Source organism: Amycolatopsis sp. NPDC045836 (genome assembly GCF_056431745.1).
On sequence record NZ_JBWKKF010000008.1, the window covers coordinates 245,508 to 270,022 of the forward strand.

Genomic DNA, 24,515 nt, shown 5'->3' on the forward strand with positions numbered 1-24,515 from the left:
CACCGAGCACAATCGGCCGGGTGAACGAGCGAGCATGGCGAGCCGGCGCAGCCACCGGAATCGGATCGATGCCGGGTACCGACGCGGGTGAGGCGGCGGCGGTGATCTTCGGCGAGCTGCCGGACTTCCCGCACGAACCGGAACTGCCCGCCCGCGGCGTGGGTGCCGACCTGCTCGGCCGGACCGCCGCGCTGCTGGTCGACCTGGCGGTCGAGGTGGTGCCCTCGGGTTACCGCACCGCCGCGCGACCGGGCCACGACCACCGCCGCGCGGTCGACCTCCGGCGCTGGGACCTGGACGCGGTGCAGGAGGCAGCCGGCCGTCCCGCGTTGCTCAAGGCGCAGGTCGCCGGGCCGTGGACGCTGGGCGCCGGCATCGAACTGCCGCGCGGGCACCGGGTGCTGACCGACCGCGGGGCGCTGCGGGAGTTCGGCGATTCACTGCTGGAAGGGCTGCGGGCGCACGTGGCCGAGCTGACCGCGCGGACCGGCGCGAAGGTGGTCGTGCAGCTGGACGAACCGTCGCTGCCCGCGGTGCTCGACGGCTCGCTGTCCACGCCGTCCGGCTACGGGAGCGTGCCCGCGGTGCCCGAGCCGGAAGCCCGCGAGCTGCTGACCCGCGTGATCGACGGGGCGCGGTCGAGCACCGGGCAGCCGGTGGTCGTGCACTGCTGCTCCGCACGGCCGCCGTTCTCCCTGTTGCGGGCGGCGGGGGCCGGGGCGATCGCGTTCGACCTGTCCGCGGTCGACCTGTCGTCCGCGGTGCTCGACGAGATCGGGGAGACCTGGGACTCCGGCGTCGAGCTGTTCCTCGGGCTCACCCCGGTCACCCAGCGCGAGACCAGCCTGCGGGCGCTCGCCCGCCCGGCGCTGGAACTGGTGGACCGGCTGGGCTTCAACCGGTCCATCCTCGCCGAGCGGGCGGTGCCGACGCCGGTGTGCGGCCTCGCCGGGGCTTCGGCGGACTGGATGCGGCGAGCGCTTTCGCTGACCAGGGACCTGGGCAAGGCGTTCGTCGAACCTCCGGAGGGCTGGTGACCTAGAGTCGCCTCCGTGGGCATCCGGGACCTCTTCCGCCGCAAGCAAGCCACTCCCGATCCGCGGACCGGGTGGCCGGAGCAAACCGTGCCCGAAGACCCCGAAGCCGCCGCGGTGGCGTTCTGGGAACGCTGGTACGAGCTGCTGCCGGAGATCAGCGCGGCGCTCGGCGACCGGGAACCGCAGCGCGTCGAGCACGAGCTGTGCCGGGCGGTGGCGCTGCTGCACCCGGACCTCCAGTTCTCCCTCGACCGCGGGCAGCGCGCGATCTACTCGCTGGTGCTGACCGGCCAGGAGGACCCGGGACTGCGCCGCTACACCGACGCGTGGAAGGCCGCCGCGCCCGCCGAGGACGCCATCTGGGAGTACCACGACTCGGTGCCACCGGTCCCGGACCCGACCGAGGTGACGGTCAACCTCGGCGAGCACCGGATCCCGCTCGGCGAGGTCCGGGTGGTGGCCCAGGTGGACGAGGCCGAGCAGGTGGTCGACGTGGCGGTGTTCCACCCGCTGCTGGCCGAACTGACCGACGACTCGCGCCGGGCGATGACCTTCCTGCCGCTCGACGCCACGCTCGGTGAGCGCCTGGCGGCCGAACGGCTGCGCCGCGTGGAAACCGCCGAGACCGAGCCGGCGGACACCATCACCCTGTTGGAACTGCGTTCCCTCGTCCACGGTCTGTCGCCGGAAACTGTCGGGGGCACGGACTAGTCTTACCCACCGTGAGCAGCGAAGAACTCCCGCCAGACCAGGTCGCCCAGGCCGCCGCGCAGGACATCGCGGACGTGCCTGCCGACGCCCGCGAGCGGCACACCGCGCTCGCGGAGGAGATCCGCGGGCACCAGTTCCGGTACTACGTGCTGGACTCGCCGACGATCTCCGACGGTCAGTTCGACGCGCTGCTGCGCGAACTGGAGGAACTGGAGCAGACCCACCCGGGGCTGGCCACCCCGGATTCGCCGACCCAGCAGGTCGGCGGCACCTTCTCCACCGACTTCACCGCGCACGACCACCTCGAGCGCATGTTCAGCCTGGACAACGCGTTCGACGCCGAGGAGCTCAACGCCTGGGTGGAGCGCACCGAGAAGGAGATCGGCGCCACCCGGTACCTGTGCGAGCTGAAGATCGACGGCCTGGCGATCAACCTGCTCTACGAGCGGGGCAAGCTGACCAGGGCGCTGACCCGCGGTGACGGCCGCACCGGCGAGGACGTCACGCTCAACGTCCGCACCCTGGACCAGGTGCCCGACCGGCTGAGGGCCACCGACCGGTTCCCGGTGCCGGAGCTGGTCGAGGTGCGCGGTGAGGTGTTCTTCCGGGTGGAGGACTTCACCGAGCTGAACGCGAAGCTGGTGGAGGCGGGCAAGCCGCCGTTCGCCAACCCGCGCAACACCGCCGCCGGTTCGCTGCGGCAGAAGGACCCGAAGGTCACCAAGAGCCGCAAGCTCCGGCTGATCTGCCACGGCTTCGGCAAGCGCGTGGGGTTCGAGCCCACCCGCCAGTCCGAGGCGTACGAGGCGCTGGCGGCCTGGGGCCTGCCGGTGTCCGCGCACACCAAGGTGGTGGATTCGGCCGCCGAGCTGACCTCGCACGTCGAGTACTGGGGTGAGCACCGGCACGACGCCGAGCACGAGATCGACGGCGTGGTGATCAAGGTCGACCAGGTGTCGCTGCAGCGGCGCCTCGGCACCACCTCGCGGGCCCCGCGCTGGGCGATCGCCTACAAGTACCCGCCGGAGGAGGCCACCACCCGGCTGCTCGACATCCAGGTCAACGTCGGGCGCACCGGCCGGGTCACCCCGTTCGCGGTGATGGAGCCGGTGAAGGTGGCCGGGTCCACGGTGTCCATGGCCACCCTGCACAACGCCGAGGAGGTCAAGCGCAAGGGCGTGCTGATCGGCGACCGGGTGGTGATCCGCAAGGCCGGGGACGTGATCCCGGAGGTGCTCGGCCCGGTGGTGGACGTGCGCACCGGCGAGGAGCGCGAGTTCCTGATGCCCACCCGCTGCCCCGAGTGCGGCACGAAGCTGGCGCACCAGAAGGAGGGCGACGTCGACATCCGCTGCCCGAACGCGCGGACCTGCCCGGCGCAGCTGCGTGAGCGGCTGTTCCACCTGGCCGGTCGCGGGGCCTTCGACATCGAGGTGCTCGGGTACGAGGCCGCGGCGGCGTTGCTGGAAGCGGGTGCGGTGGCCGACGAGGGCGACGTGTTCGACCTCGACGAGGAGCGGCTGTCGCAGGTGGAGTTGTTCCGCACCAAGGCCGGTGAGCTCTCCGCCAACGCCCGGCGGCTGCTGGCGAACCTGGACGCGGCCAAGGACCGTCCACTGTGGAAGGTGATCGTCGGCCTGTCCATCCGGCACGTGGGGCCGACCGCGGCGCAGGCGCTGGCGCGGGAGTTCGGTTCGCTGGAGCTGATCGAGCAGGCCACCGAAGAGCAGCTGGCCGACGTCGACGGCGTGGGCCCGACGATCGCCAGGGCCGTGCACGAGTGGTTCCAGGTCGACTGGCACTGCGAGGTGGTCCAGAAGTGGCGGCGGGCCGGGGTGCGGATGGAGGAGGAGCGCGACTCGTCCATCCCGCGGAACCTGGAGGGCCTGTCCATCGTGGTCACCGGCTCACTGGAGACCTTCTCGCGGGACGAGGCCAAGGAAGCCATCATGGCGCGGGGTGGGAAGGCAGCCGGTTCGGTCTCGAAGAAAACCGCCTTCGTGGTCGTCGGGGACTCGCCGGGTTCGAAGTACGACAAGGCGGTGCAGCTGAAGGTCCCCGTTCTCGACGAGACGGGTTTCCGGGTGCTGCTGGAACGAGGCCCGGACGCGGCGGCTGAGGTCGCGCTGGTGACCGAGGAGCCTGCCACGGCGGAGGAGTGAGGCGCGGGATCAGGGTTCACCCCGGCGGGGTGTCTCGGTGTTGCCTGCTCGGGTGTTCCCGCGGACGGGTCTTGCCCCGGCGGTGGTGGGGTGGCTGAGCGGTGACGGGTGCCTTGGTGATCGGTGCGTGCTCGGGTGGGCGGCGTGGGCGGTGATCGAGAAGCCCGCCGTCGCGGAGGAGTGAGGCGCGGGATTCGTCGGCTGTGGTGGGCTCGCCATCGGTGGGTGGCGGGGTCTGATGGGGTGCCTTGGTGAGCGGCTGGCGGCGTGGGGTCTGACAGCGGCGGGCGAGGTTGCGCTGGTGATTGAGGGAGGTTGTCGCTGCGGGGGAGTGGGAGCCGAAGCCGCCCCTCGGGGCCACACTTGTTCGGGTGATCGATGTTGTCGGCGTGGGGCCGAGGGCTGGAGGAGTGAGGCGCGGGATCCGTCGACTGCGGCGGCCTCGTCATCGGTGGGAAAGCCTGCCGAGCCTGGTGCCGTGAGGTCCGAAACCCGCCAGCTCCCGGTGGAGGGTTCCTCGATGATCGGCTCATGCGGGAGTTTCGATTCGGGGTGCTGGCGGAGTCCGTGCGCGATGGCGCCCAGCTGATCGACACGGCAAAAGAGGCCGAACAGCTCGGCTACTCGACCCTGTTCATCCGCGACCACTTCACCACCGAGCCGTTCGGCGACCAGCTGTCCCCGATGCTCGCGTTGACCGCCGTGGCCGTGGCGACCAGGCGGTTGCGGGTGGGCACGCTGGTGCTCTCCAACGACTACCGGCACCCGGTGCTGCTGGCGAAGGAAGCCGCCACCCTGCAGCACCTGTCCGGCGGCCGGTTCGAGCTGGGGCTCGGCGCGGGCTGGCTGCTGGACGAGTACGAGCGCGCCGGTCTGCCGTTCGATCCGGCGGGCACCCGGGTCGACCGGCTGGCGGAGTCGCTCACCGTGCTGGACGGGCTGTTGAGCGGGCGGAAGTTGACCTGGTCGGGTGACCACTACCGGGTGCGCGAGCTGTCGGTGTTCCCGCCGGCCCCGCGCCCGCCGCTGCTGGTCGGCGCCGGGGGCAAACGCATGCTCCGCCTGGCCGGGCGCGTCGCGGACACCGTCGGCATCCTGCCCATCGCCCTGCCCGGCGGTGCCATCTCGGACGCGATGTCGGAACGCTCCCCCGAGACGATGGAACGCAAGGTCGCCTGGGTCCGCGAAGCGGGCCGCGACGTCGAGCTGAGCCAGATCCTCTCCGTCGACCTGGCCGACGACCACCGCGCCGCCGCCGAACGCACTGCTCGCAGCCGCGGCTGGGGCGCCGCCGCCACCGACTTCGTGCTCGACATGCCGTCACGCGTGATCGGTTCAGCCACCCGCATCGCCGACGAACTGCACCGCCGCCGGGCCCGGTACGGCCTGAGCTACCACGTCATCTCGGACCGGGACATGCGTGCTTTCGCGCCCATCGCCGCCACCCTGCGAGGTGTGTAGTTGGTGTATTGCGCGCACAAACATCGACATCGACGAGGAACTCGTTGACCGGGTGATGCAGCGGTACGGCTTGCGCACCAAGAAGGAAGCCGTCAACTTCGCCTTGCGCAAGGTGGCCGGTCCTCGGTTGAGCGAGGCTGACCTGGACGCAGCGCGGGGCACCGGCTGGGAAGGCGACCTGGGGGGAGCTGCGCGGTGACCGGGTGGTCGAGTGGTAGAACTCCGCGAGGATGCCCGGTGGATCGCGATCACCCAGCCGGTGGCCATGGAAGTCCGGCGGGTACCAAGCGGGAAAACCTGGCGGCGGTTGATCGCCTGCTGGACAACGCCGTGCAACTCGGTGTCGAGCCCGAGCTGGATTTCGACACCGCGGGTGAGCTGTATCGGCGCTGCCGCGAGCTCGGCAGGCCGGTGCGAGCTCTGGTGGACTGCCTGATCGCCGCGGTCGCCCTGCGCACCGGAGCGGTCCTGTTGCACCAGGACCGCGACTACGACACGATCGCCGCCGTTGCTCCTGACCTGCGGGTCCGCCGCTGAGGGCTCAGCCGTCCAGCACGACGGCGACGATGCCGGCCAGGTGCGCCAGCCGGGCCACCTCCGCCGCCCGGAACATCGGCCCGCCCGGGCGGCCGACCAGCAGCGCCCGGTCCGGCTTGCCCAGCGGGGTGGCCGCCAGCTCGGTGCCCAGTTCCTTCCACGTCTCCGGGATCCACGCCGCCTCGCTGTCGAGCACGGTGGCCCGTTCCAGCGGCAGCCACGGCAGGTCGGTGATCGGCGCTTCGGGCGCGGCCGCCGACGAGGCGAGCCGCTGCAGGGAGTCACCCGCCGGGGTGACCACGATCGCCCAGCCCGACCGGATGATCCGCGGCACGCCCTCGGCCAGCAGGTCCAGCCCGGTCTTCGGGGTGGCCGCGATCTCCTCGACCAGCTCCAGTTCCCGGTGCGTGTCCAGCACGCCCGCGTACGGCCGCACCGCGTCGACCTCGACGCCTTCCACGCTCTCCGCGGCGGTGATCAGCGCGTCGGGCAGGCTGCCGGTCGGCAGCTCCACCACCAGGTCGTCGATGGCCACGCCGCTGGTGCGCTCGACCACGTCCACGCTGAGGATGTCGGCCCCGACCGTGCCCAGCGCGGTGGCCACCGCGCCGAGCGTCCCCGGGCTGTCCGGGAGCTGGACCCGGAGCAGGAACGACACAGCGAACCCCTCTCACGCCGGGCGCGGAGCCTCACCGTCCACGCAGGTGCCGGGCGCCGATTGTGGCAGACGGAGATGACGATGGGGATTCGCCGTCCGGCTCACGGGACACCGGGCGTGCCGACAACCCAGTCGAGTGCGCCGGGGCAGTCACCATAGACTGGCGACCTCGGAAGAACCACCGGAGAGCCACGGAGAGTCACTCGCGTGCCCAACATTTCCCGCGACGAGGTCGCACACCTGGCCAAGCTCGCCAGGCTGGCCGTCACCGACGAGGAGCTGGCCACCTTCGCCGGCCAGCTCGACCAGATCCTGGACGCCGTGGCCAAGGTGGGCGTCGTCGCCGATCAGGACGTTCCGCCCACCTCGCACGCCGTGCCGCTGACCAACGTCTTCCGCGAGGACGTGGTCCGGCCCAGCCTCGCGCAGGAACAGGCGCTGGCCGGTGCCCCGGCCGCCGAAGACGGCCGCTTCCGCGTGCCGCGCATCCTGGGGGAGGAGTAAGCATGTCCGAGCTGACCAGGCTCACCGCCGCCGAACTGGCGGACAAGATCAAGTCCCGTGAGGTCTCCGCGGTCGAGGTCACCCAGGCCCACCTGGACCGGATCGCCGAGGTCGACGGGTCGCTGCACGCCTTCCTGCACGTCGACACCGAGGGCGCGCTGGCCGCCGCCCGCGCGGTCGACGCCGAGGCCGCCGAAGGCCGCCAGGCCTCGCCGCTGGCCGGTGTGCCGCTGGCGCTGAAGGACGTGCTGACCACCAAGGGCCTGCCGACCACCTGCGGTTCGCGCACGCTGGAAGGCTGGCTGCCGCCGTACGACGCCACCGTCACCCGCAAGCTCCGCGACGCGGGTGTGGTGATCCTCGGCAAGACCAACATGGACGAGTTCGCGATGGGCTCCTCCACCGAGAACTCCGCCTTCGGCCCGACCCGCAACCCGTGGGCGCACGACCGCATCCCCGGTGGTTCCGGCGGTGGTTCCTCCGCCGCGATCGCCGGGTTCGAGGCGGCGCTGGCCATCGGCACCGACACCGGCGGCTCGATCCGCCAGCCGGGTGCGGTCACCGGCACGGTCGGCGTGAAGCCCACCTACGGCGGCGTGTCGCGGTACGGGCTGGTCGCCTTCTCCTCGTCGCTGGACCAGGCCGGTCCGTGTGCGCGCACCGTGCTCGACGCGGCGCTGCTGCACGAGGTCATCGCCGGGCACGACCCGCTCGACTCCACCTCCATCGACGCGCCGGTGCCGCCGGTGGTGGCCGCCGCCCGCGAGGGCCTCAACGGCGACCTCAAGGGCGTGCGCGTCGGCGTGGTGAAGGAGTTCTCCGGCGAGGGCTACCAGCCGGGGGTGCTGCGGTCCTTCGAAGCCGCCGTCGAGCAGCTGCGGGCGCTCGGCGCCGAGGTGGTCGAGGTGTCCTGCCCGAACTTCACCCTGGCGCTGCCCGCCTACTACCTGATCGCGCCGAGCGAGGCTTCGTCGAACCTGGCCCGGTTCGACGCCATGCGGTACGGCCTGCGCGTCGCCGACGACGGCACGCACAGCGCCGAGGAGGTCATGTCGCTGACCCGTGAGGCCGGTTTCGGCCCGGAGGTCAAGCGGCGCATCATGCTCGGCACCTACGCGCTGTCGGCGGGTTACTACGACGCCTACTACGGCTCGGCGCAGAAGGTCCGCACGCTGATCACCCGCGACTTCGAGGCCGCGTTCAACCAGGTCGACGTGCTGGTCAGCCCGACAACGCCGACCACGGCGTTCAAGCTCGGCGAGCGCACCGACGACCCGATGGCGATGTACCTGGCCGACCTGTGCACGATCCCGGCCAACCTGGCGGGCAACGCCGCCATGAGCGTCCCGAGTGGACTGTCCGAAGAGGACGGCCTGCCGGTCGGCCTGCAGATCATGGCGCCCTCGCTGGCCGACGACCGGCTCTACCGGGTGGGCGCCGCCTACGAGGTCGCGCGCGACGCCGCGGCCGGTGGCTCGCTGGTGCACCGCGTTCCGGAACTGGAGGCAGCGAAATGAGCAAGAAGAAGAACCAGATCCGCGGCCTGATCGCCCTCGGCACCTCGGCGGCCAGCGCGACCAGCGCCTTCTCCGGCGTGCGCACGGCGCGGGAGAACGGTGACAAGCTGACCATGGTCAACGCCGCGGCGAGCGCCGTGGTGGCGGTCACCGGGGCCCTGCTGGCGGTGCGCACGCTGCGGAAGGGCGGGAAGAAGTGACGGCCGTGGCGGAAACCCTCGACTACGCCGAGGTGATCGAGCGCTTCGACCCGGTGCTCGGCCTCGAGGTGCACGTGGAGCTGTCCACGAAGACCAAGATGTTCTGCGGCTGCGAGAACCGGTTCGGCGGTGAGCCCAACACGCACGTCTGCCCGACCTGCCTCGGCCTGCCCGGCGCGCTGCCGGTGGTCAACGGCCTGGCGGTGGAGGGGGCGATCCGGATCGGCCTGGCGCTCAACTGCGAGATCGCGCAGTGGTGCCGGTTCGCGCGGAAGAACTACTTCTACCCGGACATGCCGAAGAACTTCCAGACCTCGCAGTACGACGAGCCGATCGCCTTCAACGGCCACCTCGACGTCACCCTCGACGACGGGGAGGTCGTGCGCATCGAGATCGAGCGCGCGCACATGGAGGAGGACACCGGCAAGTCGCTGCACGTCGGCGGCGCCACCGGGCGGATCCACGGCGCCGAGCACTCGCTGCTCGACTACAACCGCGCCGGCGTGCCGCTGATCGAGATCGTCACCAAGCCGATCACCGGCACCGGCGCGCGCGCACCCGAGGTGGCCCGCGCCTACGTCACCGCGTTGCGCGACCTGCTGCGGGCGCTGGACGTGTCCGACGTGCGGATGGACCAGGGTTCCCTGCGCTGCGACGCCAACGTGTCGCTGATGGCCAAGGGCGCGGCCGAATTCGGCACGCGGACCGAGACCAAGAACGTCAACTCGCTGCGCAGCGTGGAGCGGGCCGTGCGCTACGAGATGACCCGCCAGGCGGCGATCCTGGTCGGCGGCGGTTCGATCACCCAGGAGACCCGGCACTTCCAGGAGGCCGACGGCACCACGTCGCCCGGCCGCACCAAGGAAACCGCCGAGGACTACCGGTACTTCCCGGAGCCCGACCTGGTGCCGATCGCGCCGTCGCGGGAGTGGGTCGAACAACTGCGCGGCACCATGCCGGAGCTGCCGTGGGAGCGGCGCAAGCGCGTGCAGGCCGAGTGGGACCTGACCGACGCCGAACTGCGCGACCTGATCAACGCGGGGGCGGTCGACCTGATCGCGGCCACCGTCGACCGGGGCGCGAGCCCGGCCGACGCGCGGGGCTGGTGGGTGTCGTACTTGACCCAGCAGGCCAACAAGGCGGGGGTGGAGCTGGCCGAGCTGGCCATCACCCCGGCGCAGGTGGCGCGGGTGATCGCGCTGGTCGGCGAGGGCGCGCTGACGAACAAGCTGGCCCGCGAAGTGGTCGACGGTGTGCTGGCCGGTGAGGGCGAGCCGGACGAGGTCGTGGAGAAGCGCGGCCTGAAGGTCGTTTCGGACGATTCGGCGCTGTACAAGGCGGTCGACGAGGCGCTGGCGGCGAACCCGGACATCGCGGAGAAGATCCGCGGCGGCAAGGTGCAGGCGGCGGGCAAGATCGTCGGTGACGTGATGAAGGCGACCAAGGGCCAGGCGGACGCCAAGCGCGTGCGTGAACTGGTCCTGGAACGCGTCGGGGGTTGAACCCCCGGCGGGTGCCCTGGTGGCAGTGGCTCGGGTTCGGGGCGGGGGTCGTGGCGTTCGCCGCGATGTTCCTGCCCTGGACCGCGCTGCACGCGGCCGACCCCGAGGTCGCCGAGGCGTTGCGCGAGCTGCCCGCCGGTGACGTGGTGCGCACGGCGTGGCACTCGGGCTTCTTCGCCTGGGCCGCGCCGATCCTGCTGCTGCTCGCCGGGGTGGCCGCGGTGGTGTTCGGCCGGTCCAGGGCGGCGCGGGTGAACGGGCTGCCGCACCTGTGGCTGATCGTGGCGGCGTTGTCGGTGCTGCTGCTGGGGCTGGGCTGGTGGTTGATCGACTGGCAGTTCAGCGAGGACCAGCGCGGGGTGCTGCAGGCGGGTGACGTGTCCATCGACGCGGGGCTCGGCCGGTACCTGGGGCTGGCCGCCGCGGTGGCTTCCGTGGCAGGCTCGGTGTTCGACGTCCGAGCTGCCCGTGCCCGGTACCGGGGCAAGCGGTAGCGACTGCTGGCAGGAGAACGCGCGATGTCGCATGTCCCGCTCCCCGGTGCGGTCGGGGTTTCGCACCTGAGCTGCTACGAATGGCTGGCCGAGGACGGGGTGCGCGGCGGCAGTCCGCACGTGCACCTGACCTGCACCGAGGCGTACGTGGTCACCGGCGGGACCGGCGCGGTGCAGACGCTGACCGTCGAGGGGTACCAGGAGCACGACCTCGCGGCGGGATCGATCGTCTGGTTCACGCCGGGCACCGTGCACCGGATGGTCCAGCGCGACGACCTGCGGATCACCGTGCTGATGCAGAACAGCGGCCTCCCGGAAGCGGGCGACGCGGTGTTCACCTTCCCGCCCGAGGTGCTGGCGGACCCCGCGAAGTACGCGGAAGCAGCCGCGCGCCCGGAGGACGAGGCCGCCGCCCGGCGACGGCGTGACCTGGCGGTCGAGGGGTACCTGGTGCTGCGGGAAGCCGCGCTGGCCGGTGACGACGGGCCGATGCGCTCCTTCCTCCGCACGGCGGCGGCGCTGGTGGCGCCGAAGGTGGAGCAGTGGCTGCCGATCTGGCAGGGGGGTGCGCTGGCCGCGGCGGAGCGGACGGGGGCGCAGTTGAAGGCGCTGATGGACGGGGACGCCGGTTACCTGGAGCGGGCGCGGGTGGTGGCTGCGGAGCCTGCGCGGTACGGGGGGTTCGGCATGTGCGGGCGGCGGGATGAATACGAGCTGCCCGGGATGGTTCTTGGGTGACTCGCGGTTGACGGGGAGCCACCCCGGTTTTCGCCGTGTTTCCGACTTGGACCGGGGATGGGGAGGGAGTGGGCGGCCACTGGGGTTTGGGTGGGCCGGTCACTTTTGCGGGTTTGCTCCGGGGTCGTTGGGTGGGTGGTCGTCTTTGAGGTTTGGGTGGGCTTGTTGAGTGGGTGGTTTGGGGTTTGGGTGGGTGGATTCGGGCTTGGTTGGACTCGTTGGGCGGGTGGTTTTGCGGCTTGGCCCGTTGGGTGGGTCGCTTTGAGGCTCGCCCTGGGGGGCGTGGTGGCCGTTGGGTGGGGGCGGCCCGTTTGGGGCCACTTGGGGCGTTGTGTGAGGGGCCTTGCGGCTCGCCTTGCCGCTCGCTTTCGGGCCGGGCCGCTGTTTGGGTGCTTTGCGACCCGTTGGGCGTGGCGTGGGGGTGAGCGCCTTTGCCGTCCCGGTTGAGGCCGTCGTGTGGGTTGGCCCACCCTCCCTTGGCGGGTGGGTCAGTCCTTGCCGGGGATGGCGGCGCTGGGCTGGATGACGATCAGCACCACGCGGTCGTCACTGGAGACCGGCTGGCCGCCGTCCTTGTTGACCGTGCCCGCGACGGCCAGTTCGGCGCTGACCTGCTCCATGCCCGCCAGGCGGCCGTAGGTGCGGCCGTTCTGGCCGTCCAGGGTCACCGAGGGCTTGCCGCTGATGGAACCGTCGGCGGCGACGGGCAGGTTCTGCACGTTCCCGGCGGTCGAGGTGGCCACCATGATCAGGCTCGTGCCGTCGACGCAGCCCGCGACCCCCGGCTTCTCCGGCCAGGTCCAGGCCGGCGAGGTCAGCGGCTGCCCGGCGGTGATCCGGTACAGCGCGTCCTTGTCGGCGGCGCGGTCGGTGACCCACAGGCGCGAGCCGTCCGGGGACTTGCACAGGCCGCCGGGGGCGGTCAGGCCGCCGGCCAGCACGGCCGACGACGGGTTCGGGTTGCCCTGCGCCGGCTGCCCGGAGGTGTCGATGCGCAGCACCTTGCCCGCCAGCGAGTTCGGGTCGGCCGCCGCGGCCGGGTTGCCCGCGTTGCCGGTGGCGACCAGCAAGGCACCGTTGCCGTCGGTGGTCAGCGCGCCCTGGTTGCCGCTGGCACCCCGCGGGATGCCGGTGAGCACCGGCTTCGGCTCTTGGCCCTTGGCGAAGCGCACCACGCGGTTGTCGCTCGGGGTGGTCACGTAGGCGAAGACCAGCTGGTCCTCGGCGAAGCTGGGTGACAGCGCCAGGCCGGTCAGCCCGCCCCCGCCGGCCGCGTCCACGGCCAGTTCGGCGTACTGCTCCTTCTCCGCACCCGCGCTCACCCGGTAGACGCGGCCGCTCTTGCGCTCACCGGCCAGCGCCGCCGGGTTCTGCCCGCCGGGCAGCGCGGTCACCGCGGCCACGGTGTCCAGGCAGGTGCCGATGACCGCCTCGTCGAAGTCCTTGCAGCCCTGGGGCGGCGGTACCGAGGTCGGCGGGGCGGACGGGCCGCGGGAACCGGGTGCGGAACCGTCGGCGCCGGGCAGCTCCGGCTGCGGACCGGCCTGCGGGGTCAGCTCGGGTGCGGGCTTCCAGTCCTGGGCGGTCGGCGTGCCGTCGAAGTCGGCGCAGCCGGACAGCAGCAGCAGGCCGCAGGCCAGCGGGGCCAGCGACCACCGGGCAGTCCGCCGTGACCTGGTGCGCATGATCTCCAGAGGGTAAGCGCCCGCCCGTGAATCCCGGGTGAGCGCCCCGACCGGCTAACGTGGCGATCATGCCGCTCATCGTGCTCGTGCCCGACGACGACGGTGTGACCGCGCTCTCCCGCGTTCCCGGGGTGAAGCCCGTGCGGTACACGCCAGGTTCGGCCCTGCCGCCGGAGGCCGCGGAAGCGGAGGTCCTGGTCCCGGGGCCGGTTCGCTCGGCCCCCGAACTGCTGCCGCGACTGCCGAAGCTGAAACTCATCCAACTGCTGTCAGCCGGGGCCGAGGACTGGATCCCGGTGGTCCCGGGGGACGTGCTGCTGTCCACCTGCCGCGGCGCGCACGGCGGGGCCACGGCCGAATGGGTGGTTGCCGCGTTGCTGTCCACCTACCGGGAACTGGGCCGGTTCGGTGCCGATCAGGCCGCCCGCGTGTGGAACCGCCACAGCACCGACACCCTGCAGGAGAAGCGGGTGCTGATCATCGGCGCCGGCGACCTCGGGCAGCAGCTGCGGCGACGGCTGGAGCCGTTCGACACCCACGTGACCATGGTCGGGCTGACCGCCCGCGAAGGCGTTTCGGGCGTGGGCGAGCTGCCCGCGCTGCTGCCGCAGCACGACGTGGTGGTGCTCATGGTGCCGCTGACCTCCCGCACCCGCGGCATGGTCGACGCGGGCTTCCTCGCCTCGATGCGCAACGGCGCGGTGCTGGTCAACGTCTCGCGCGGCGCCGTGGCCGACACCGACGCGCTGGTCGCGGAGCTGTCCACCGGCCGCCTGCGGGCCGCGCTGGACGTGGTGGACCCCGAACCGCTGCCGCCGGACCATCCACTGTGGACGATCCCGGGCGTGCTGCTGACCCCGCACGTGGCCGGGTCGGCGCGGGGCTCGCGGGCGCGGTCGTACGCGGTCGCGGCCACCGAGATCGGGCGGTACGCCAGCGGTGAGCTGCCCGACAACCTGGTGCACGGCGAGTATTAAAAATCACGCTCAGGCATGCGCCGGACAGCCGTATCGCTTACCCTGCGCGCGTGAGCACTCACGATGACGAGTACCGGACGAGCGGCACCGGCAGCGGCAGCCTGTTCGACGACAGCGCCTACCCCACCACGCAGACCACCCTGATCGGCGAGGTGGAGGACAAGCCGGTCAAGGACACCACCCGGTGGCACGGTGGCCTCGACCTCGGGCTGCTGCTCCTGCGCCTGGTGCTGGGCGGCACGATGGGCGCGCACGGGCTGCAGAAGCTGTTCGGCTCGTTCGGCGGGCCGGGCATCGACGGTTTCGCCGGCTACCTGCAGCAACTCGGCTTCACCGGACAGTTCACCCTGCTGTCGTGGATCACCGCGCTGAGCGAGGTGGTCGGCGGGGTGCTGCTGGTGCTGGGGCTGTTCACCCCGATCGGCGCGTCGGCCCTGCTCGGGGTCACCGCGAGCATCGTCTACGTCAAGTTCGGCGGCGGGTTCTTCAGCGGGACGGGCGGCAAGGGCTTCGAGTACGAACTGCTGCTGGCCACCGCCGCGCTGGCGCTGCTGTTCACCGGCTCGGGCCGGATCGCGCTCGACGTGAACACCCCGTGGCGCCGCCGGCCGATGCCGTTCGCCATCTTCGGCCTGCTCCTCGCGGCGGCCGCCACCGTGCTGGTGCTCGTCCTGTGCCGCTAGCGGCGGGGGCATTCCTCGCCGAGCGCGAAGACGCGAGGAACGCCCCCCGCGGCTCAGCGGTTGGGGTCGCGGACGGCGCCGGTGTCGGCGGAGGTGGCCATCCGCGCGTAGGCACGCAGCGCGCTGGTCACCGGGCGCTGGCGCTCGGCCGGCTGCCACGGCCGTTCGCCGGCCTCCATCTTCGCCCGCCGCTCGGCCAGCACGTCGGCGTCGACGAGCAGTTCGAGCCGCCGTTCCCGCACGTCCAGCAGGATCTCGTCGCCGTCCTGCACCAGGCCGATGGTGCCGCCGGCCGCGGCCTCCGGTGAGATGTGCCCCACCGAGATGCCCGAGGAACCACCCGAGAACCGGCCGTCGGTGATCAGCGCGCACTTCTTGCCGAGCCCGGAGCCCTTGAGGAACGCCGTCGGGTGCAGCATCTCCTGCATGCCCGGCCCGCCCGCGGGGCCCTCGTAGCGGACCACCAGCACCTCACCGGCCTGGATCTGCTTGCCGAGGATGACCGAAACGGCCTCCTCCTGGCTCTCCACCACCCTGGCCGGACCCCGGAAGCGCCACAGCGACTCGTCGATGCCCGCGGACTTGATCACCGCGCCGTTCTCGGCGAGGTTGCCGCGCAGGATCGCCAGGCCGCCGTCGGCGGTGTGGGCGTGCTCGACGTCGCGGATGCAGCCGCCGGCCGCATCGGTGTCCAAAGAGGACCAGCGGTTCGAAGTGGAGAACGCCTGCGTGGTGCGCACCCCGCCCGGGGCCGCGTGGTACAGCTCCAGTGCCTTCGCCGACGGGTTCTCCGCCCGGATGTCCCAAGTGGACAGCCACTCGGCCAGCGTCGGCGTGTGCACCGAGGTGACCCCCTCGTTGAGCAGGCCACCGCGCCACAGCTCACCGAGGATGGCCGGGATGCCACCGGCCCGGTGCACGTCCTCCATGTGGTAGTCCGAGTTCGGCGCCACCTTCGACAGGCACGGCACGCGCCGCCCGATCGCGTCGATGTCGTCGATGGTGAAGTCGATCTCACCCTCCCGCGCGGCGGCGAGGATGTGCAGCACGGTGTTCGTCGAGCCGCCCATGGCCATGTCCAGCGCCATCGCGTTCTCGAACGCCTGCTTGTTCGCGATCGTGCGCGGCAGCGCGGTCTCGTCGTCCTCGCCGTACCAGCGCTTGCACAGCTCGACCACGGTGCGGCCGGCCTCGGCGAACAGCTCGCGGCGCGCGGCGTGCGTGGCCAGCGTGGAACCGTTGCCGGGCAGGGAGAGCCCGAGCGCCTCGGTGAGGCAGTTCATCGAGTTCGCGGTGAACATGCCCGAGCACGAGCCGCAGGTCGGGCAGGCCGAGCGCTCCACCTCGGCCAGCGACTGCTCGTCGACCGCGGCGTTGGCCGAGGCGGAGATGGTGGTGATCAGGTCGGACGAGGGGTGCACCACGTCGCCGACGACCACGGCCTTGCCCGCTTCCATCGGGCCGCCGGAGACGAAGACCACCGGTATGTTCAGCCGCATCGCGGCGTTGAGCATGCCGGGGGTGATCTTGTCGCAGTTGGAGATGCACACCAGCGCGTCGGCCTGGTGCGCGTTGACCATGTACTCCACCGAGTCGGCGATGATCTCGCGCGAGGGCAGCGAGTAGAGCATGCCGCTGTGGCCCATGGCGATGCCGTCGTCCACCGCGATGGTGTGGAACTCACGCGCCACGCCACCGGCTTCGGCGACCGCCTCGGCCACGATCTCGCCGAGGTCCTTGAGGTGCACGTGCCCCGGCACGAACTGGGTGTAGGAGTTGGCGATGGCGACGATGGGCTTGCCGAAGTCGCTGTCGGTCATCCCGGTGGCGCGCCACAGGGAACGGGCGCCCGCGGCGTTGCGGCCGTGGGTGGTGGTGCGGGAGCGCAGCTGAGGCACGGCTCCTCCGTAACTTGTGCTGGAAACTCAGGAGTTCGATCCAGGCGCGGGTGTGCGCCACAGGGACCTTGCCGGGTGCGGTGGACCCGAGGTTACCCGCGTTCGTCAGCTCGGGGGACGACCCCCGGACCCCCGAGAACTACTCCGGGTCGCTCAGCTGACCGCTGGGGTCGTCCAGCCTGCCGCCGCTGACCAGGCTGAGCACCGGCAGGTGGCGGGTGCGCACGGCGGGCAGCGCGACCTTCGTGTCGTCGCCGAGCACGGCGATCACCTTCGACTTCCCGGTCAGGGCGAACCCCTTCAGCGAGTCCCACGGCAGCACGCGCTTGCCGAACAGCGTGCGCACGGTGAGGCCGCCGGCGTCGGCGACGGTCCGCGTGCGGACCACCCAGGCCCCGAGGCCCAGCGGGATGAGGTAGAGCAGCGGCAGGAACGGCAGGGTGAATGCGACCGGGGTCACACAGACCGCGAGGAACAACACGGCCAGCAGCGCCGTGCCGGGTACCCGGAAGATCGCCTTCGGCGGGGGAGGGGCGTTGTCCTGCGGTGATTCTTCGGCCACCCGGAAATGGTGCACCGGCGGCGGCACCGGCTTCGACCGGGGTGTCGGCTCCCAGCATCCGGACTCGCCGTCCCGCAGAGTTGACACCTTCGCCGCCGAAGGATTAACGTCCGTGCCGTGACACCGCAGACCGGCCTCGTACTTCCTCAGCGCGTCGACGCTTAGGGAGAGCCCGCTGCGTCGACGCGCGACCCTCGTGCGACCTTTATCGGTCGGCGGGGGTTTTTTGTTGCCCCAGCCCCGTTTGCCACCCGAATGAGTGACACCGACACCCTCGAGGCAGAACCGATGACTAGCGCCACCTCGCGATCGGAAACGAACGCCGGGCCGCCCGCGGCAGTGCCCGGGCACCGTCCGAAGCCCACCCCGCCGGCCGGCACCCCGGTCCGGGTGACCGGAGCCCAGTCCCTCGTGCGCTCGCTCGAGGCCGTCGGCGCCGAGGTGGTGTTCGGAATCCCCGGCGGCACGATCCTCCCGGCCTACGACCCGCTCCTCGACTCGACCAAGGTCCGGCACGTGCTGGTCCGCCACGAGCAGGGCGCCGGCCACGCGGCCACCGGGTACGCCCAGGCCACCGGCCGGGTCGGGGTGTGCATGGCCACCTCCGGCCCCGGGGCGACGAACCTGGTCACCCCGCTGGCGGACGCCAACATGGACTCGGTGCCGGTGGTCGCCATCACCGGCCAGCAGTCCCGCGCGCTGATCGGCACGGACGCCTTCCAGGAAGCCGACATCTGCGGCATCACCATGCCGATCACCAAGCACAACTTCCTGGTCACCAATCCGGCCGACATCCCGAGGGTGATCGCCGAGGCGTTCCACCTGGCGATCACCGGGCGGCCCGGCCCGGTCCTGGTCGACATCCCCAAGGACGTGCTGCAGGAGACCACCTCCTTCAGCTGGCCGCCGGAGATGCGCCTGCCCGGCTACCGGCCGACGCTGCGCCCGCACGGCAAGCAGGTCCGCGAGGCGGCGAAGCTGATCGCGCGCTCGCGCCGCCCGGTGCTCTACGTCGGCGGCGGGGTGATCAAGGCCAAGGCGTCGCGGCAGCTGCTGGAACTGGCCGAGGCCACCGGCATCCCGGTGGTCACCACGCTGATGGCCCGCGGTGCCTTCCCCGACTCGCACCGCCAGCACCTCGGCATGCCCGGGATGCACGGCTCGGTCGCCGCGGTCGCCGCGATGCAGCGCGCGGACCTGCTGATCGCGCTGGGGGCCCGGTTCGACGACCGGGTCACCGGCCAGCTGTCCTCGTTCGCGCCGGACGCCACCGTGGTGCACGCCGACATCGACCCGGCGGAGATCTCCAAGAACCGCAAGGCGGACGTGCCGATCGTCGGCGACTGCGCGGAGATCATCAGCGAGCTGATCACCGCCGTGCGCGGTGAAGGCGACCGGCCCGACCTCGCCGCCTGGTGGACCCAGATCGACTCGTGGCGCGACACCTTCCCGGCCGGGTACGAGTGGCCGGTCGACGGCACGCTCTCGCCGCAGTACGTGATCGAGCGGATCGGGCAGCTGGTCGGCCCGGACGCGGTCTACACCGCGGGCGTCGGCCAGCACCAGATGTGGGCCGCGCAGTTCATCAAGTACGAGAAGCCCGCCACCTGGATCAACTCCGGCGGCCTCGGCACCATGGGCTTCGCCGTGCCCGCCGCGATGGGCGCGCAGTTCGGCATGCCGGACAAGCAGGTCTGGGCGATCGACGGCGACGGCTGCTTCCAGATGACCAACCAGGAGCTGGCCACCTGCGCCATCGAGGGCGCGCCGATCAAGGTGGCGGTGATCAACAACGGCAACCTCGGCATGGTCCGCCAGTGGCAGAACCTCTTCTACTCGGAGCGGTACTCGAACACCGACCTCGGCACGCACAAGCACCGCATCCCCGACTTCACCCTGCTCGCCGAAGCGCTCGGCTGCGCCGGTCTCCGCTGCGAGACCAAGGAGGAGGTCGACCAGGTGATCCAGCGCGCGATGGCGATCAACGACCGGCCGGTGGTGATCGACTTCGTGGTCGGCAAGGACGCGCAGGTGTGGCCGATGGTGGCCGCGGGCACCGGCAACGACGAGATCATGGCCGCCCGCGGCATCCGCCCGCTCTTCGACGACGACGAGGTTTCGCAATGACCAACCACACGCTGAGCGTTCTCGTGGAGAACGTGCCCGGTGTGCTCGCCCGGGTTTCCGGGTTGTTCTCGCGCCGGGGCTTCAACATCGAGTCCCTCGCCGTCGGACCCACGGAGAACCCGGAGGTGTCCAGGATGACGATCGTGGTGGCCGTCGACGAGTTACCCCTCGAGCAGGTCACCAAGCAGCTCAACAAGCTGGTCAACGTCATCAAGATCGTGGAACTCGAACCGTCCACCGCGGTCCGCCGCGAACTGCTGCTGGTCAAGGTCCGGGCCGACGCCACCGTGCGCAGCCAGGTGCTCGAGACCGTGCAGTTGTTCCGGGCCAAGGTGGTGGACGTCTCGCCGGAGTCGCTGACCGTCGAGGCCACCGGCACCAGCGACAAGATCGGTGCGCTGCTGCGCATGCTCGAGCCGTACGGGGTGCGGGAACTCGTGCAGTCGGGCATGGTCGCCGTCGGCCGCGGTCCGCGTTCCATCACCGCAACCAGCACTCGTTAACCCACCCGTCACCCGACCACCACCCCCATCGTGGCGCTGCGCGCCGCAGTTTCAACTCGGAAGGAAGCAGTAACCCTCATGGCAGTGGAAATCTTCTACGACGACGACGCCGACCTCAGCATCATCCAGGGTCGCAAGGTCGCCGTGATCGGCTACGGCAGCCAGGGGCACGCGCACGCGCTGAGCCTGCGCGACTCCGGCGTCGACGTCCGGATCGGCCTGCCCGAGGGATCCAAGTCCCGGGCGAAGGCCGAGGAGCAGGGCCTCAAGGTGCTCACCCCGGCGGAGGCTTCGAAGGAAGCCGACCTGATCATGATCCTGGCGCCGGACACCAAGCAGCGCTTCATCTACACCGAGGACATCGAGCCGAACCTGACCGACGGCGACGCGATCTTCTTCGGCCACGGCTTCAACATCCGGTACGACCTGATCAAGCCGCCCGCCGGGGTGGACGTGGGCATGGTCGCGCCGAAGGGGCCGGGGCACCTGGTGCGCCGCCAGTTCGTCGACGGCAAGGGCGTGCCCTGCCTGATCGCGGTGGAGCAGGACGCCACCGGTGGCGCCGAGGCGCTCGCCCTGTCCTACGCCGCGGCCATCGGCGGGGCCCGCGCCGGGGTCATCAAGACCACCTTCACCGAGGAGACCGAGACCGACCTGTTCGGTGAGCAGGCGGTGCTCTGCGGTGGGGCGTCGGCGCTGGTGCAGACCGGTTTCGAGGTGCTCACCGAGGCGGGTTACGCGCCGGAGATCGCCTACTTCGAGGTGCTGCACGAGCTGAAGCTGATCGTGGACCTGATGTACGAGGGCGGCATCGCCCGCCAGCGCTACTCGGTGTCCGACACCGCCGAGTACGGCGACCTCACCCGTGGCCCGCGCGTGATCACGCCGGCGGTCAAGGAGGAGATGAAGAAGATCCTCGGCGAGATCCAGGACGGCACCTTCGCCCGCGAGTGGGTGGCCGAGGACGAGGCCGGGCGGCCGAAGTTCACCGAGCTGGAGAAGAAGGGCGCCGAGCACCCGATCGAGGAGACCGGCAAGAAGCTGCGCGATCTGATGTCGTGGGTGGACCGGCCGATCACCGAGACGGCCTGAGCCCCGCTGGTGCGCGGCCCCGGTTCGGCGTGAGCGCGCCGGACCGGGGCCGCTACCGTGTGTGCATGGACGACAAGGCACACATCCGGCACCAGCTCGATCTGTCGGCCGCGCAGTGGCGGCAGGCGGGGCCGGAGGGGGAGGTGGCGTTCGTGCCGCACACCGACGGGGTCACCTACATCGCCCTGCGGAAGGCGGGCGGCGAGAAGGTGCTCGTGTTCACCCCCTCGGAGTGGGCGGCCTTCAAGGCGGGCGCCCTCGACCACCAACTGGACCGCCCGGACGACCTCTGACCCCGGTCACCGCGGGCGCAACAGGGCGGCAGCGGCGGTGTGCCCGCCGAATTCCGCCCAGCTGAGGGCGTCGCCGTGGTGGCGGTGGTCCCGGAGGGCGGGGTCGGCGCCGGCGGTCAGGAGCAGGGTGATGACGCCGGTGTGGCCGTGCTGGGCGGCGAGGTGCAGGGCGGTGACGCCGTCGCCGTGGTCGTGGCCGCCGAAGGTGCCCCGGTGGTCCGGGTCGGCGCCGAGGTCGAGCAGGCGGCGGACGGCCCGGACCCGCCCACCGGCGGCGGCCCAGGCGAGGGCGGTGCCGCGGTAGACCTCGGCGTCGAGGCGGGCACCGGCGGACACCAGGGCGGTGATGGCGTCGGCCTGGTCGTTGCGGGCGGCCCAGCTCAGCGCTTCGTCCAGGACCTCGGCCCGGGCCGGTGACGGCTGCCAGGCCGGGAAACCGCTGTGCGGCCGGTAGAACTCCCGGTGCGCACCGGGGTCCGGGCCGGTCAGGTCCAGCCGCCCGAGACCGGCGGCCACCCGCAGGTTGCGCGGCCACACCGAATGCGCCGCCAGCACCCCGGCCGTCGCCGTGTGCCCCCAGAACAACGCGACGACCAGGGGGCTGCCGCCGTCGCCACGGGCGGACACCTCCGCCGACGCCCCCGCGTCCAGCAGCAGGCGCGCCAGCCCGGGTGACCCGGCGTAGCCGGCCTGGTGCAGCGCGGTCCAGCCGTGCGCGTTGGCGTGGCCGACGTCGGCACCGGCGTCGAGCAGCACCCGCACCAGGCGTTCGTCGCCGGTGGCGGTGGCCATGCCGAGCAGGTCGTTGCCGTTGGTGCCCTGCGCGCCGACCAGACCGGGGGAGCGCTGCAACGAAGCAGACAACTCCGGCACGTCCCGCGCTTCGATCGCCCGGTACGCCCGCGTGAACGGTTCATCGAGGTCGCGCACGTGCCGCAGCAGTGCCGCCCAGCTGTCGAACCCGTGCTCGCCCGCCACCACCGCCCGCGCGCCCGCCCTGGTCAACGGTGCCTCTCGGGCGGCGAAGGCGGCCACCGCGGCGGGGGTGCCGTCCTTCGCCGACTCGAGCAGGCCGAGCGCGCGACCGGTGTAGTACTCCGGATCCGGGTGGTAGGCGTGCCGCAGCGCGGGCCCGAGCCGGGCCGACCTGTCCACATAGGACTTCAGTCTCGGCCAGCTGGGGAAGCCCTGCTCACGGGCGATGGCGTGCTGGGCGTCGGCCAGTTTCGCCGGTCCGCGGGTGGCGAGTCGTCCGACGGCGGCCGGATCGCCCGCGCGGTACGCCCGCAGCAGGTCCTTCGCGCGCTTGCGCAACTGTTCGAGGTGCACGGCACTTCCTTCCCCGCGCCCGTCGTCCGCCGTACCGGGCAGGAAGAAAGCACTGGTGGCGTGGGGTGGAGCTTCGGGGTGGGCTCGGCCCTGCCCGCGGACGGGGACGCGGCCCCGGCCGCGCCCGGCCGACGCTACACCAGCTCCGCCAGCGCCCGCCACTGCGCCCGCGGGGGCCGGTCGCCGATCACCTGCACGCAGACGTGATCGGCCCCGGCGTCGAGCTGGGCGCGGATGCGGTCGTGCACCGCCTGCTCCCCGCCGAACGCCACGATCGCCGTCACGAGCCGGTCGCTGACCTGGCCGAAGTCGTCGTCGGTGAAGCCGAGGCGCCGCAGGTTCGCCCGGTGGTGGGCGGCCAGCCCGACGTACTGGCCGACGAACTCGCGGGCCGCCCGGCGGGCCGCGGCCGGGTCCGGGTCGAGCACCACGGTCTGCTCGACCGCCAGGAAACCCTTGGGTCCCAAGGCTTCGCGAGCGAGCACGGTGTGCTCCGGCGGCACGAAGTACGGGTGCGCGCCGTCGGTGCGCGAGGCGGCCAGCTCCAGCATCCGCGGGCCGAGCGCGGCCAGCACCCGGCGGGACGAGCCCGCCGGGAAGGTCGGTTCCGCGGCGTCCATGCCGTCGAGGTAGTCGGTGATGCTCCGAAGTGGATGGTCGCCGGGCCGGTGCCCGCCGAGGCCGAGCACGAACCGCCCCGGATGGGCCTCGGCGAGCGTGCGCCGGGCGGCGGCCGCGGCCGAGGGGGTCCGCTGCCCGAAGCGCGCGACGCCGGTCGCGACGGTGAGCCGCCGGGTGGCCGCGAGCAGCAAACCGGCCTGGGTGAAGGCTTCCCGCCCGGCGAACTCGCCGAACCAGAGCGATTCGAACCCCAGTTCCTCGATCTCCTGCGCCGACTCGACGACCTCGCCGACGGGCTGCGCGTCGAAGGCGAAGGTCCAGATGCCCACGCTCATCGACCGGCCTCCCACCGCGCGAGCGCGAGTTTCCCGGTGTTCCACCGCGGCTCTGGTTTGTCCGATCAGTTCCATGAACGCCCTAACGTGAGGCTGCCTCCGGTTGTCCGGGCCGACTATACGGAGGTGGCCTCCGTAACGCCAGCGACTATGCTCCGGCAGCGATGACCTCCGCCAAACCCCGGCGCGCCGACGCCCGCCGCAACTACGACCGGCTGCTCGCCGAAGCGGGCGCGGCGTTCGCCCGCCACGGTGTCGACGCGTCGCTGGAGGACGTCGCGAGAGCCGCCGGGGTCGGCATCGGCACGCTGTACCGGCACTTCGCCACGCGCACCGCGTTGCTGGAGGCGTTGCTGCGCGAGCAGTTCGACCGGCAGGCGGAACTGGGCCGCGAACTGCTCGGCCACGACGAGCCGGGTGAAGCCCTGTTCCGCTGGCTGCGTGAACTCGCCACCCTGTCGACCGGTTTCCGCGGGCTGATCGAAACGCTGGCGACGGCGTTGAGCGACGAAAAGTCCGAGTTGCACGAGTCCTGCCACGTCATGCGGGGAATCGGCGAGCGGTTGGCCACGCGGGCGCGGGCGGCGGGCGAACTCCGCGAAGACGTCGCAACGAAGGACGTGTTCCTGCTGGTCCACGGGGTAGCCTGGGCGTCGCAGCACGATCCGGCGGGGGCGGCGAGCGTGCCCGGGTTGCTCGAACTTGTTTTTTCCGGGTTGCGTCCCAGTTAACGAGACGGGTCTTCCGCGGGCTAAACTGCGCCTGGTCCGGGCACGCCGTCGTGGCCGGTCAGCGGAGGTGGAGCGCGAGCGGCTTACTGGCACGGATCGGCTGACCGCGGGGAAAAGCGTTGCCACTCAAGCACTTTCTGCCGATTCCGAATATTGGG

25 protein-coding genes are annotated in these 24,515 nt (G+C 71.7%); 19 read left to right on the forward strand and 6 right to left on the reverse strand.

The genetic code is table 11. The features are described from left to right. Positions 1-20 precede the first annotated feature (20 nt). The 6 genes from AC07EG_RS17725 to AC07EG_RS17750 all read left to right on the forward strand — a co-directional run bounded on the left by AC07EG_RS17725 (position 21) and on the right by AC07EG_RS17750 (position 5,908). Positions 21-1,037, forward strand: a complete 1,017-nt coding sequence (locus AC07EG_RS17725; protein WP_478254182.1) for a methionine synthase — start codon at positions 21-23, stop codon at positions 1,035-1,037. 15 nt (positions 1,038-1,052) lie between these two features. After that, the gene (locus tag AC07EG_RS17730) at positions 1,053-1,748 is read left to right on the forward strand and encodes a hypothetical protein (protein WP_478254183.1); all 696 of its coding nucleotides are present in this window, start codon (positions 1,053-1,055) and stop codon (positions 1,746-1,748) included. A gap of 11 nt (positions 1,749-1,759) precedes the next feature. Continuing rightward, complete coding sequence (gene ligA, locus AC07EG_RS17735) at positions 1,760-3,910, forward strand: NAD-dependent DNA ligase LigA (RefSeq protein WP_478254184.1); 2,151 nt, start codon at positions 1,760-1,762, stop codon at positions 3,908-3,910. A gap of 531 nt (positions 3,911-4,441) precedes the next feature. Then, complete coding sequence (locus tag AC07EG_RS17740) at positions 4,442-5,371, forward strand: TIGR03621 family F420-dependent LLM class oxidoreductase (protein ID WP_478254185.1); 930 nt, start codon at positions 4,442-4,444, stop codon at positions 5,369-5,371. Continuing rightward, complete coding sequence (locus AC07EG_RS17745; protein WP_478254186.1) at positions 5,364-5,570, forward strand: type II toxin-antitoxin system VapB family antitoxin; 207 nt, start codon at positions 5,364-5,366, stop codon at positions 5,568-5,570. Before AC07EG_RS17740 ends, AC07EG_RS17745 begins: the two co-directional genes overlap by 8 nt. Positions 5,571-5,608: 38 nt before the next feature. Further along, positions 5,609-5,908 carry a PIN domain-containing protein gene (locus AC07EG_RS17750; RefSeq protein ID WP_478254187.1) on the forward strand — a complete coding sequence of 100 codons (300 nt, stop codon included), beginning with the start codon at positions 5,609-5,611 and terminating at the stop codon, positions 5,906-5,908. A 4-nt stretch (positions 5,909-5,912) separates the two neighbouring features. On the opposite strand, the gene AC07EG_RS17755 is transcribed toward AC07EG_RS17750, so the two are convergent. After that, positions 5,913-6,566: an ACT domain-containing protein gene (locus AC07EG_RS17755; RefSeq protein WP_478254188.1), complete on the reverse strand. Its 654-nt coding sequence runs from the start codon at positions 6,564-6,566 to the stop codon at positions 5,913-5,915. A 207-nt stretch (positions 6,567-6,773) separates the two neighbouring features. Here AC07EG_RS17755 and gatC point away from each other — a divergent pair, with 207 nt between their 5' ends. From gatC to AC07EG_RS17785, 6 genes are read left to right on the forward strand one after another with little or no spacing between them, the layout of a single operon-like run. Beyond that, entirely contained in the window at positions 6,774-7,070 is a 297-nt protein-coding gene (gene gatC / locus AC07EG_RS17760) for an Asp-tRNA(Asn)/Glu-tRNA(Gln) amidotransferase subunit GatC (RefSeq protein WP_113693768.1), read from the forward strand. A 2-nt stretch (positions 7,071-7,072) separates the two neighbouring features. Then, positions 7,073-8,587: an Asp-tRNA(Asn)/Glu-tRNA(Gln) amidotransferase subunit GatA gene (gene gatA / locus AC07EG_RS17765; protein WP_478254189.1), complete on the forward strand. Its 1,515-nt coding sequence runs from the start codon at positions 7,073-7,075 to the stop codon at positions 8,585-8,587. Continuing rightward, a complete protein-coding gene (locus AC07EG_RS17770; protein WP_478254190.1) occupies positions 8,584-8,787 on the forward strand; it encodes a hypothetical protein in 204 nt (67 codons plus the stop codon). The genes gatA and AC07EG_RS17770 overlap by 4 nt, the downstream gene beginning before the upstream one ends. Then, positions 8,784-10,289, forward strand: a complete 1,506-nt coding sequence (gatB, locus tag AC07EG_RS17775; protein WP_478254191.1) for an Asp-tRNA(Asn)/Glu-tRNA(Gln) amidotransferase subunit GatB — start codon at positions 8,784-8,786, stop codon at positions 10,287-10,289. Before AC07EG_RS17770 ends, gatB begins: the two co-directional genes overlap by 4 nt. Positions 10,290-10,300: 11 nt before the next feature. Further along, positions 10,301-10,783, forward strand: a complete 483-nt coding sequence (locus AC07EG_RS17780; protein ID WP_478254192.1) for a hypothetical protein — start codon at positions 10,301-10,303, stop codon at positions 10,781-10,783. A gap of 24 nt (positions 10,784-10,807) precedes the next feature. Next, positions 10,808-11,521: a cupin gene (locus AC07EG_RS17785; RefSeq protein WP_478254193.1), complete on the forward strand. Its 714-nt coding sequence runs from the start codon at positions 10,808-10,810 to the stop codon at positions 11,519-11,521. A 488-nt stretch (positions 11,522-12,009) separates the two neighbouring features. Here AC07EG_RS17785 and AC07EG_RS17790 read toward each other — a convergent pair whose 3' ends face one another. Continuing rightward, entirely contained in the window at positions 12,010-13,206 is a 1,197-nt protein-coding gene (locus AC07EG_RS17790) for a PQQ-dependent sugar dehydrogenase (RefSeq protein WP_478254194.1), read from the reverse strand. Positions 13,207-13,274: 68 nt separating this feature from the next. Here AC07EG_RS17790 and AC07EG_RS17795 point away from each other — a divergent pair, with 68 nt between their 5' ends. Further along, positions 13,275-14,183, forward strand: coding sequence for a 2-hydroxyacid dehydrogenase (locus AC07EG_RS17795; RefSeq protein WP_478254195.1), 909 nt, complete (start codon positions 13,275-13,277; stop codon positions 14,181-14,183). A 50-nt stretch (positions 14,184-14,233) separates the two neighbouring features. Further along, complete coding sequence (locus AC07EG_RS17800; protein WP_478254196.1) at positions 14,234-14,866, forward strand: DoxX family membrane protein; 633 nt, start codon at positions 14,234-14,236, stop codon at positions 14,864-14,866. Between the two features lie 53 nt (positions 14,867-14,919). Here the strand turns inward: AC07EG_RS17800 and ilvD are convergent, their stop codons facing one another. Further along, entirely contained in the window at positions 14,920-16,764 is a 1,845-nt protein-coding gene (ilvD, locus tag AC07EG_RS17805; RefSeq protein ID WP_478254197.1) for a dihydroxy-acid dehydratase, read from the reverse strand. Between the two features lie 139 nt (positions 16,765-16,903). Further along, a complete protein-coding gene (locus AC07EG_RS17810) occupies positions 16,904-17,326 on the reverse strand; it encodes a PH domain-containing protein (RefSeq protein WP_478254198.1) in 423 nt (140 codons plus the stop codon). Between the two features lie 288 nt (positions 17,327-17,614). On the opposite strand from AC07EG_RS17810, the gene AC07EG_RS17815 reads away from it, so the two are divergent. The 4 genes from AC07EG_RS17815 (at position 17,615) to AC07EG_RS17830 (ending at position 21,341) form a co-directional block, all read left to right on the forward strand. Next, on the forward strand, positions 17,615-19,453 hold the full coding sequence (locus tag AC07EG_RS17815; RefSeq protein WP_478254199.1) for an acetolactate synthase large subunit: 1,839 nt from the start codon (positions 17,615-17,617) through the stop codon (positions 19,451-19,453). Continuing rightward, positions 19,450-19,956, forward strand: coding sequence for an acetolactate synthase small subunit (ilvN, locus tag AC07EG_RS17820; RefSeq protein WP_113693759.1), 507 nt, complete (start codon positions 19,450-19,452; stop codon positions 19,954-19,956). Before AC07EG_RS17815 ends, ilvN begins: the two co-directional genes overlap by 4 nt. A gap of 78 nt (positions 19,957-20,034) precedes the next feature. Further along, the gene (gene ilvC / locus AC07EG_RS17825; RefSeq protein WP_478254200.1) at positions 20,035-21,048 is read left to right on the forward strand and encodes a ketol-acid reductoisomerase; all 1,014 of its coding nucleotides are present in this window, start codon (positions 20,035-20,037) and stop codon (positions 21,046-21,048) included. Between the two features lie 65 nt (positions 21,049-21,113). Further along, positions 21,114-21,341 carry a DUF397 domain-containing protein gene (locus tag AC07EG_RS17830; RefSeq protein ID WP_478254201.1) on the forward strand — a complete coding sequence of 76 codons (228 nt, stop codon included), beginning with the start codon at positions 21,114-21,116 and terminating at the stop codon, positions 21,339-21,341. A gap of 6 nt (positions 21,342-21,347) precedes the next feature. Here the strand turns inward: AC07EG_RS17830 and AC07EG_RS17835 are convergent, their stop codons facing one another. Then, complete coding sequence (locus tag AC07EG_RS17835; RefSeq protein WP_478254202.1) at positions 21,348-22,670, reverse strand: ankyrin repeat domain-containing protein; 1,323 nt, start codon at positions 22,668-22,670, stop codon at positions 21,348-21,350. Positions 22,671-22,804: 134 nt separating this feature from the next. Next, on the reverse strand, positions 22,805-23,626 hold the full coding sequence (locus AC07EG_RS17840) for a TIGR03620 family F420-dependent LLM class oxidoreductase (protein WP_478254203.1): 822 nt from the start codon (positions 23,624-23,626) through the stop codon (positions 22,805-22,807). 164 nt (positions 23,627-23,790) lie between these two features. On the opposite strand from AC07EG_RS17840, the gene AC07EG_RS17845 reads away from it, so the two are divergent. Beyond that, a complete protein-coding gene (locus AC07EG_RS17845; RefSeq protein ID WP_478254204.1) occupies positions 23,791-24,357 on the forward strand; it encodes a TetR/AcrR family transcriptional regulator in 567 nt (188 codons plus the stop codon). Positions 24,358-24,515: the final 158 nt, after the last annotated feature.

Coding starts and splice junctions, on each gene's coding strand:
- AC07EG_RS17740 (WP_478254185.1), top strand. CDS start 4,442: ATGCGGGAGTTTCGATTCGGGGTGCTGGCGGAGTCCGTGCGCGATGGC.
- gatA (WP_478254189.1), top strand. CDS start 7,073: ATGTCCGAGCTGACCAGGCTCACCGCCGCCGAACTGGCGGACAAGATC.
- AC07EG_RS17770 (WP_478254190.1), top strand. CDS start 8,584: ATGAGCAAGAAGAAGAACCAGATCCGCGGCCTGATCGCCCTCGGCACC.
- AC07EG_RS17785 (WP_478254193.1), top strand. CDS start 10,808: ATGTCGCATGTCCCGCTCCCCGGTGCGGTCGGGGTTTCGCACCTGAGC.
- AC07EG_RS17790 (WP_478254194.1), bottom strand. CDS start 13,206: ATGCGCACCAGGTCACGGCGGACTGCCCGGTGGTCGCTGGCCCCGCTG.
- AC07EG_RS17795 (WP_478254195.1), top strand. CDS start 13,275: ATGCCGCTCATCGTGCTCGTGCCCGACGACGACGGTGTGACCGCGCTC.
- AC07EG_RS17815 (WP_478254199.1), top strand. CDS start 17,615: ATGACTAGCGCCACCTCGCGATCGGAAACGAACGCCGGGCCGCCCGCG.
- ilvN (WP_113693759.1), top strand. CDS start 19,450: ATGACCAACCACACGCTGAGCGTTCTCGTGGAGAACGTGCCCGGTGTG.
- ilvC (WP_478254200.1), top strand. CDS start 20,035: ATGGCAGTGGAAATCTTCTACGACGACGACGCCGACCTCAGCATCATC.
- AC07EG_RS17830 (WP_478254201.1), top strand. CDS start 21,114: ATGGACGACAAGGCACACATCCGGCACCAGCTCGATCTGTCGGCCGCG.
- AC07EG_RS17840 (WP_478254203.1), bottom strand. CDS start 23,626: ATGAGCGTGGGCATCTGGACCTTCGCCTTCGACGCGCAGCCCGTCGGC.
- AC07EG_RS17845 (WP_478254204.1), top strand. CDS start 23,791: ATGACCTCCGCCAAACCCCGGCGCGCCGACGCCCGCCGCAACTACGAC.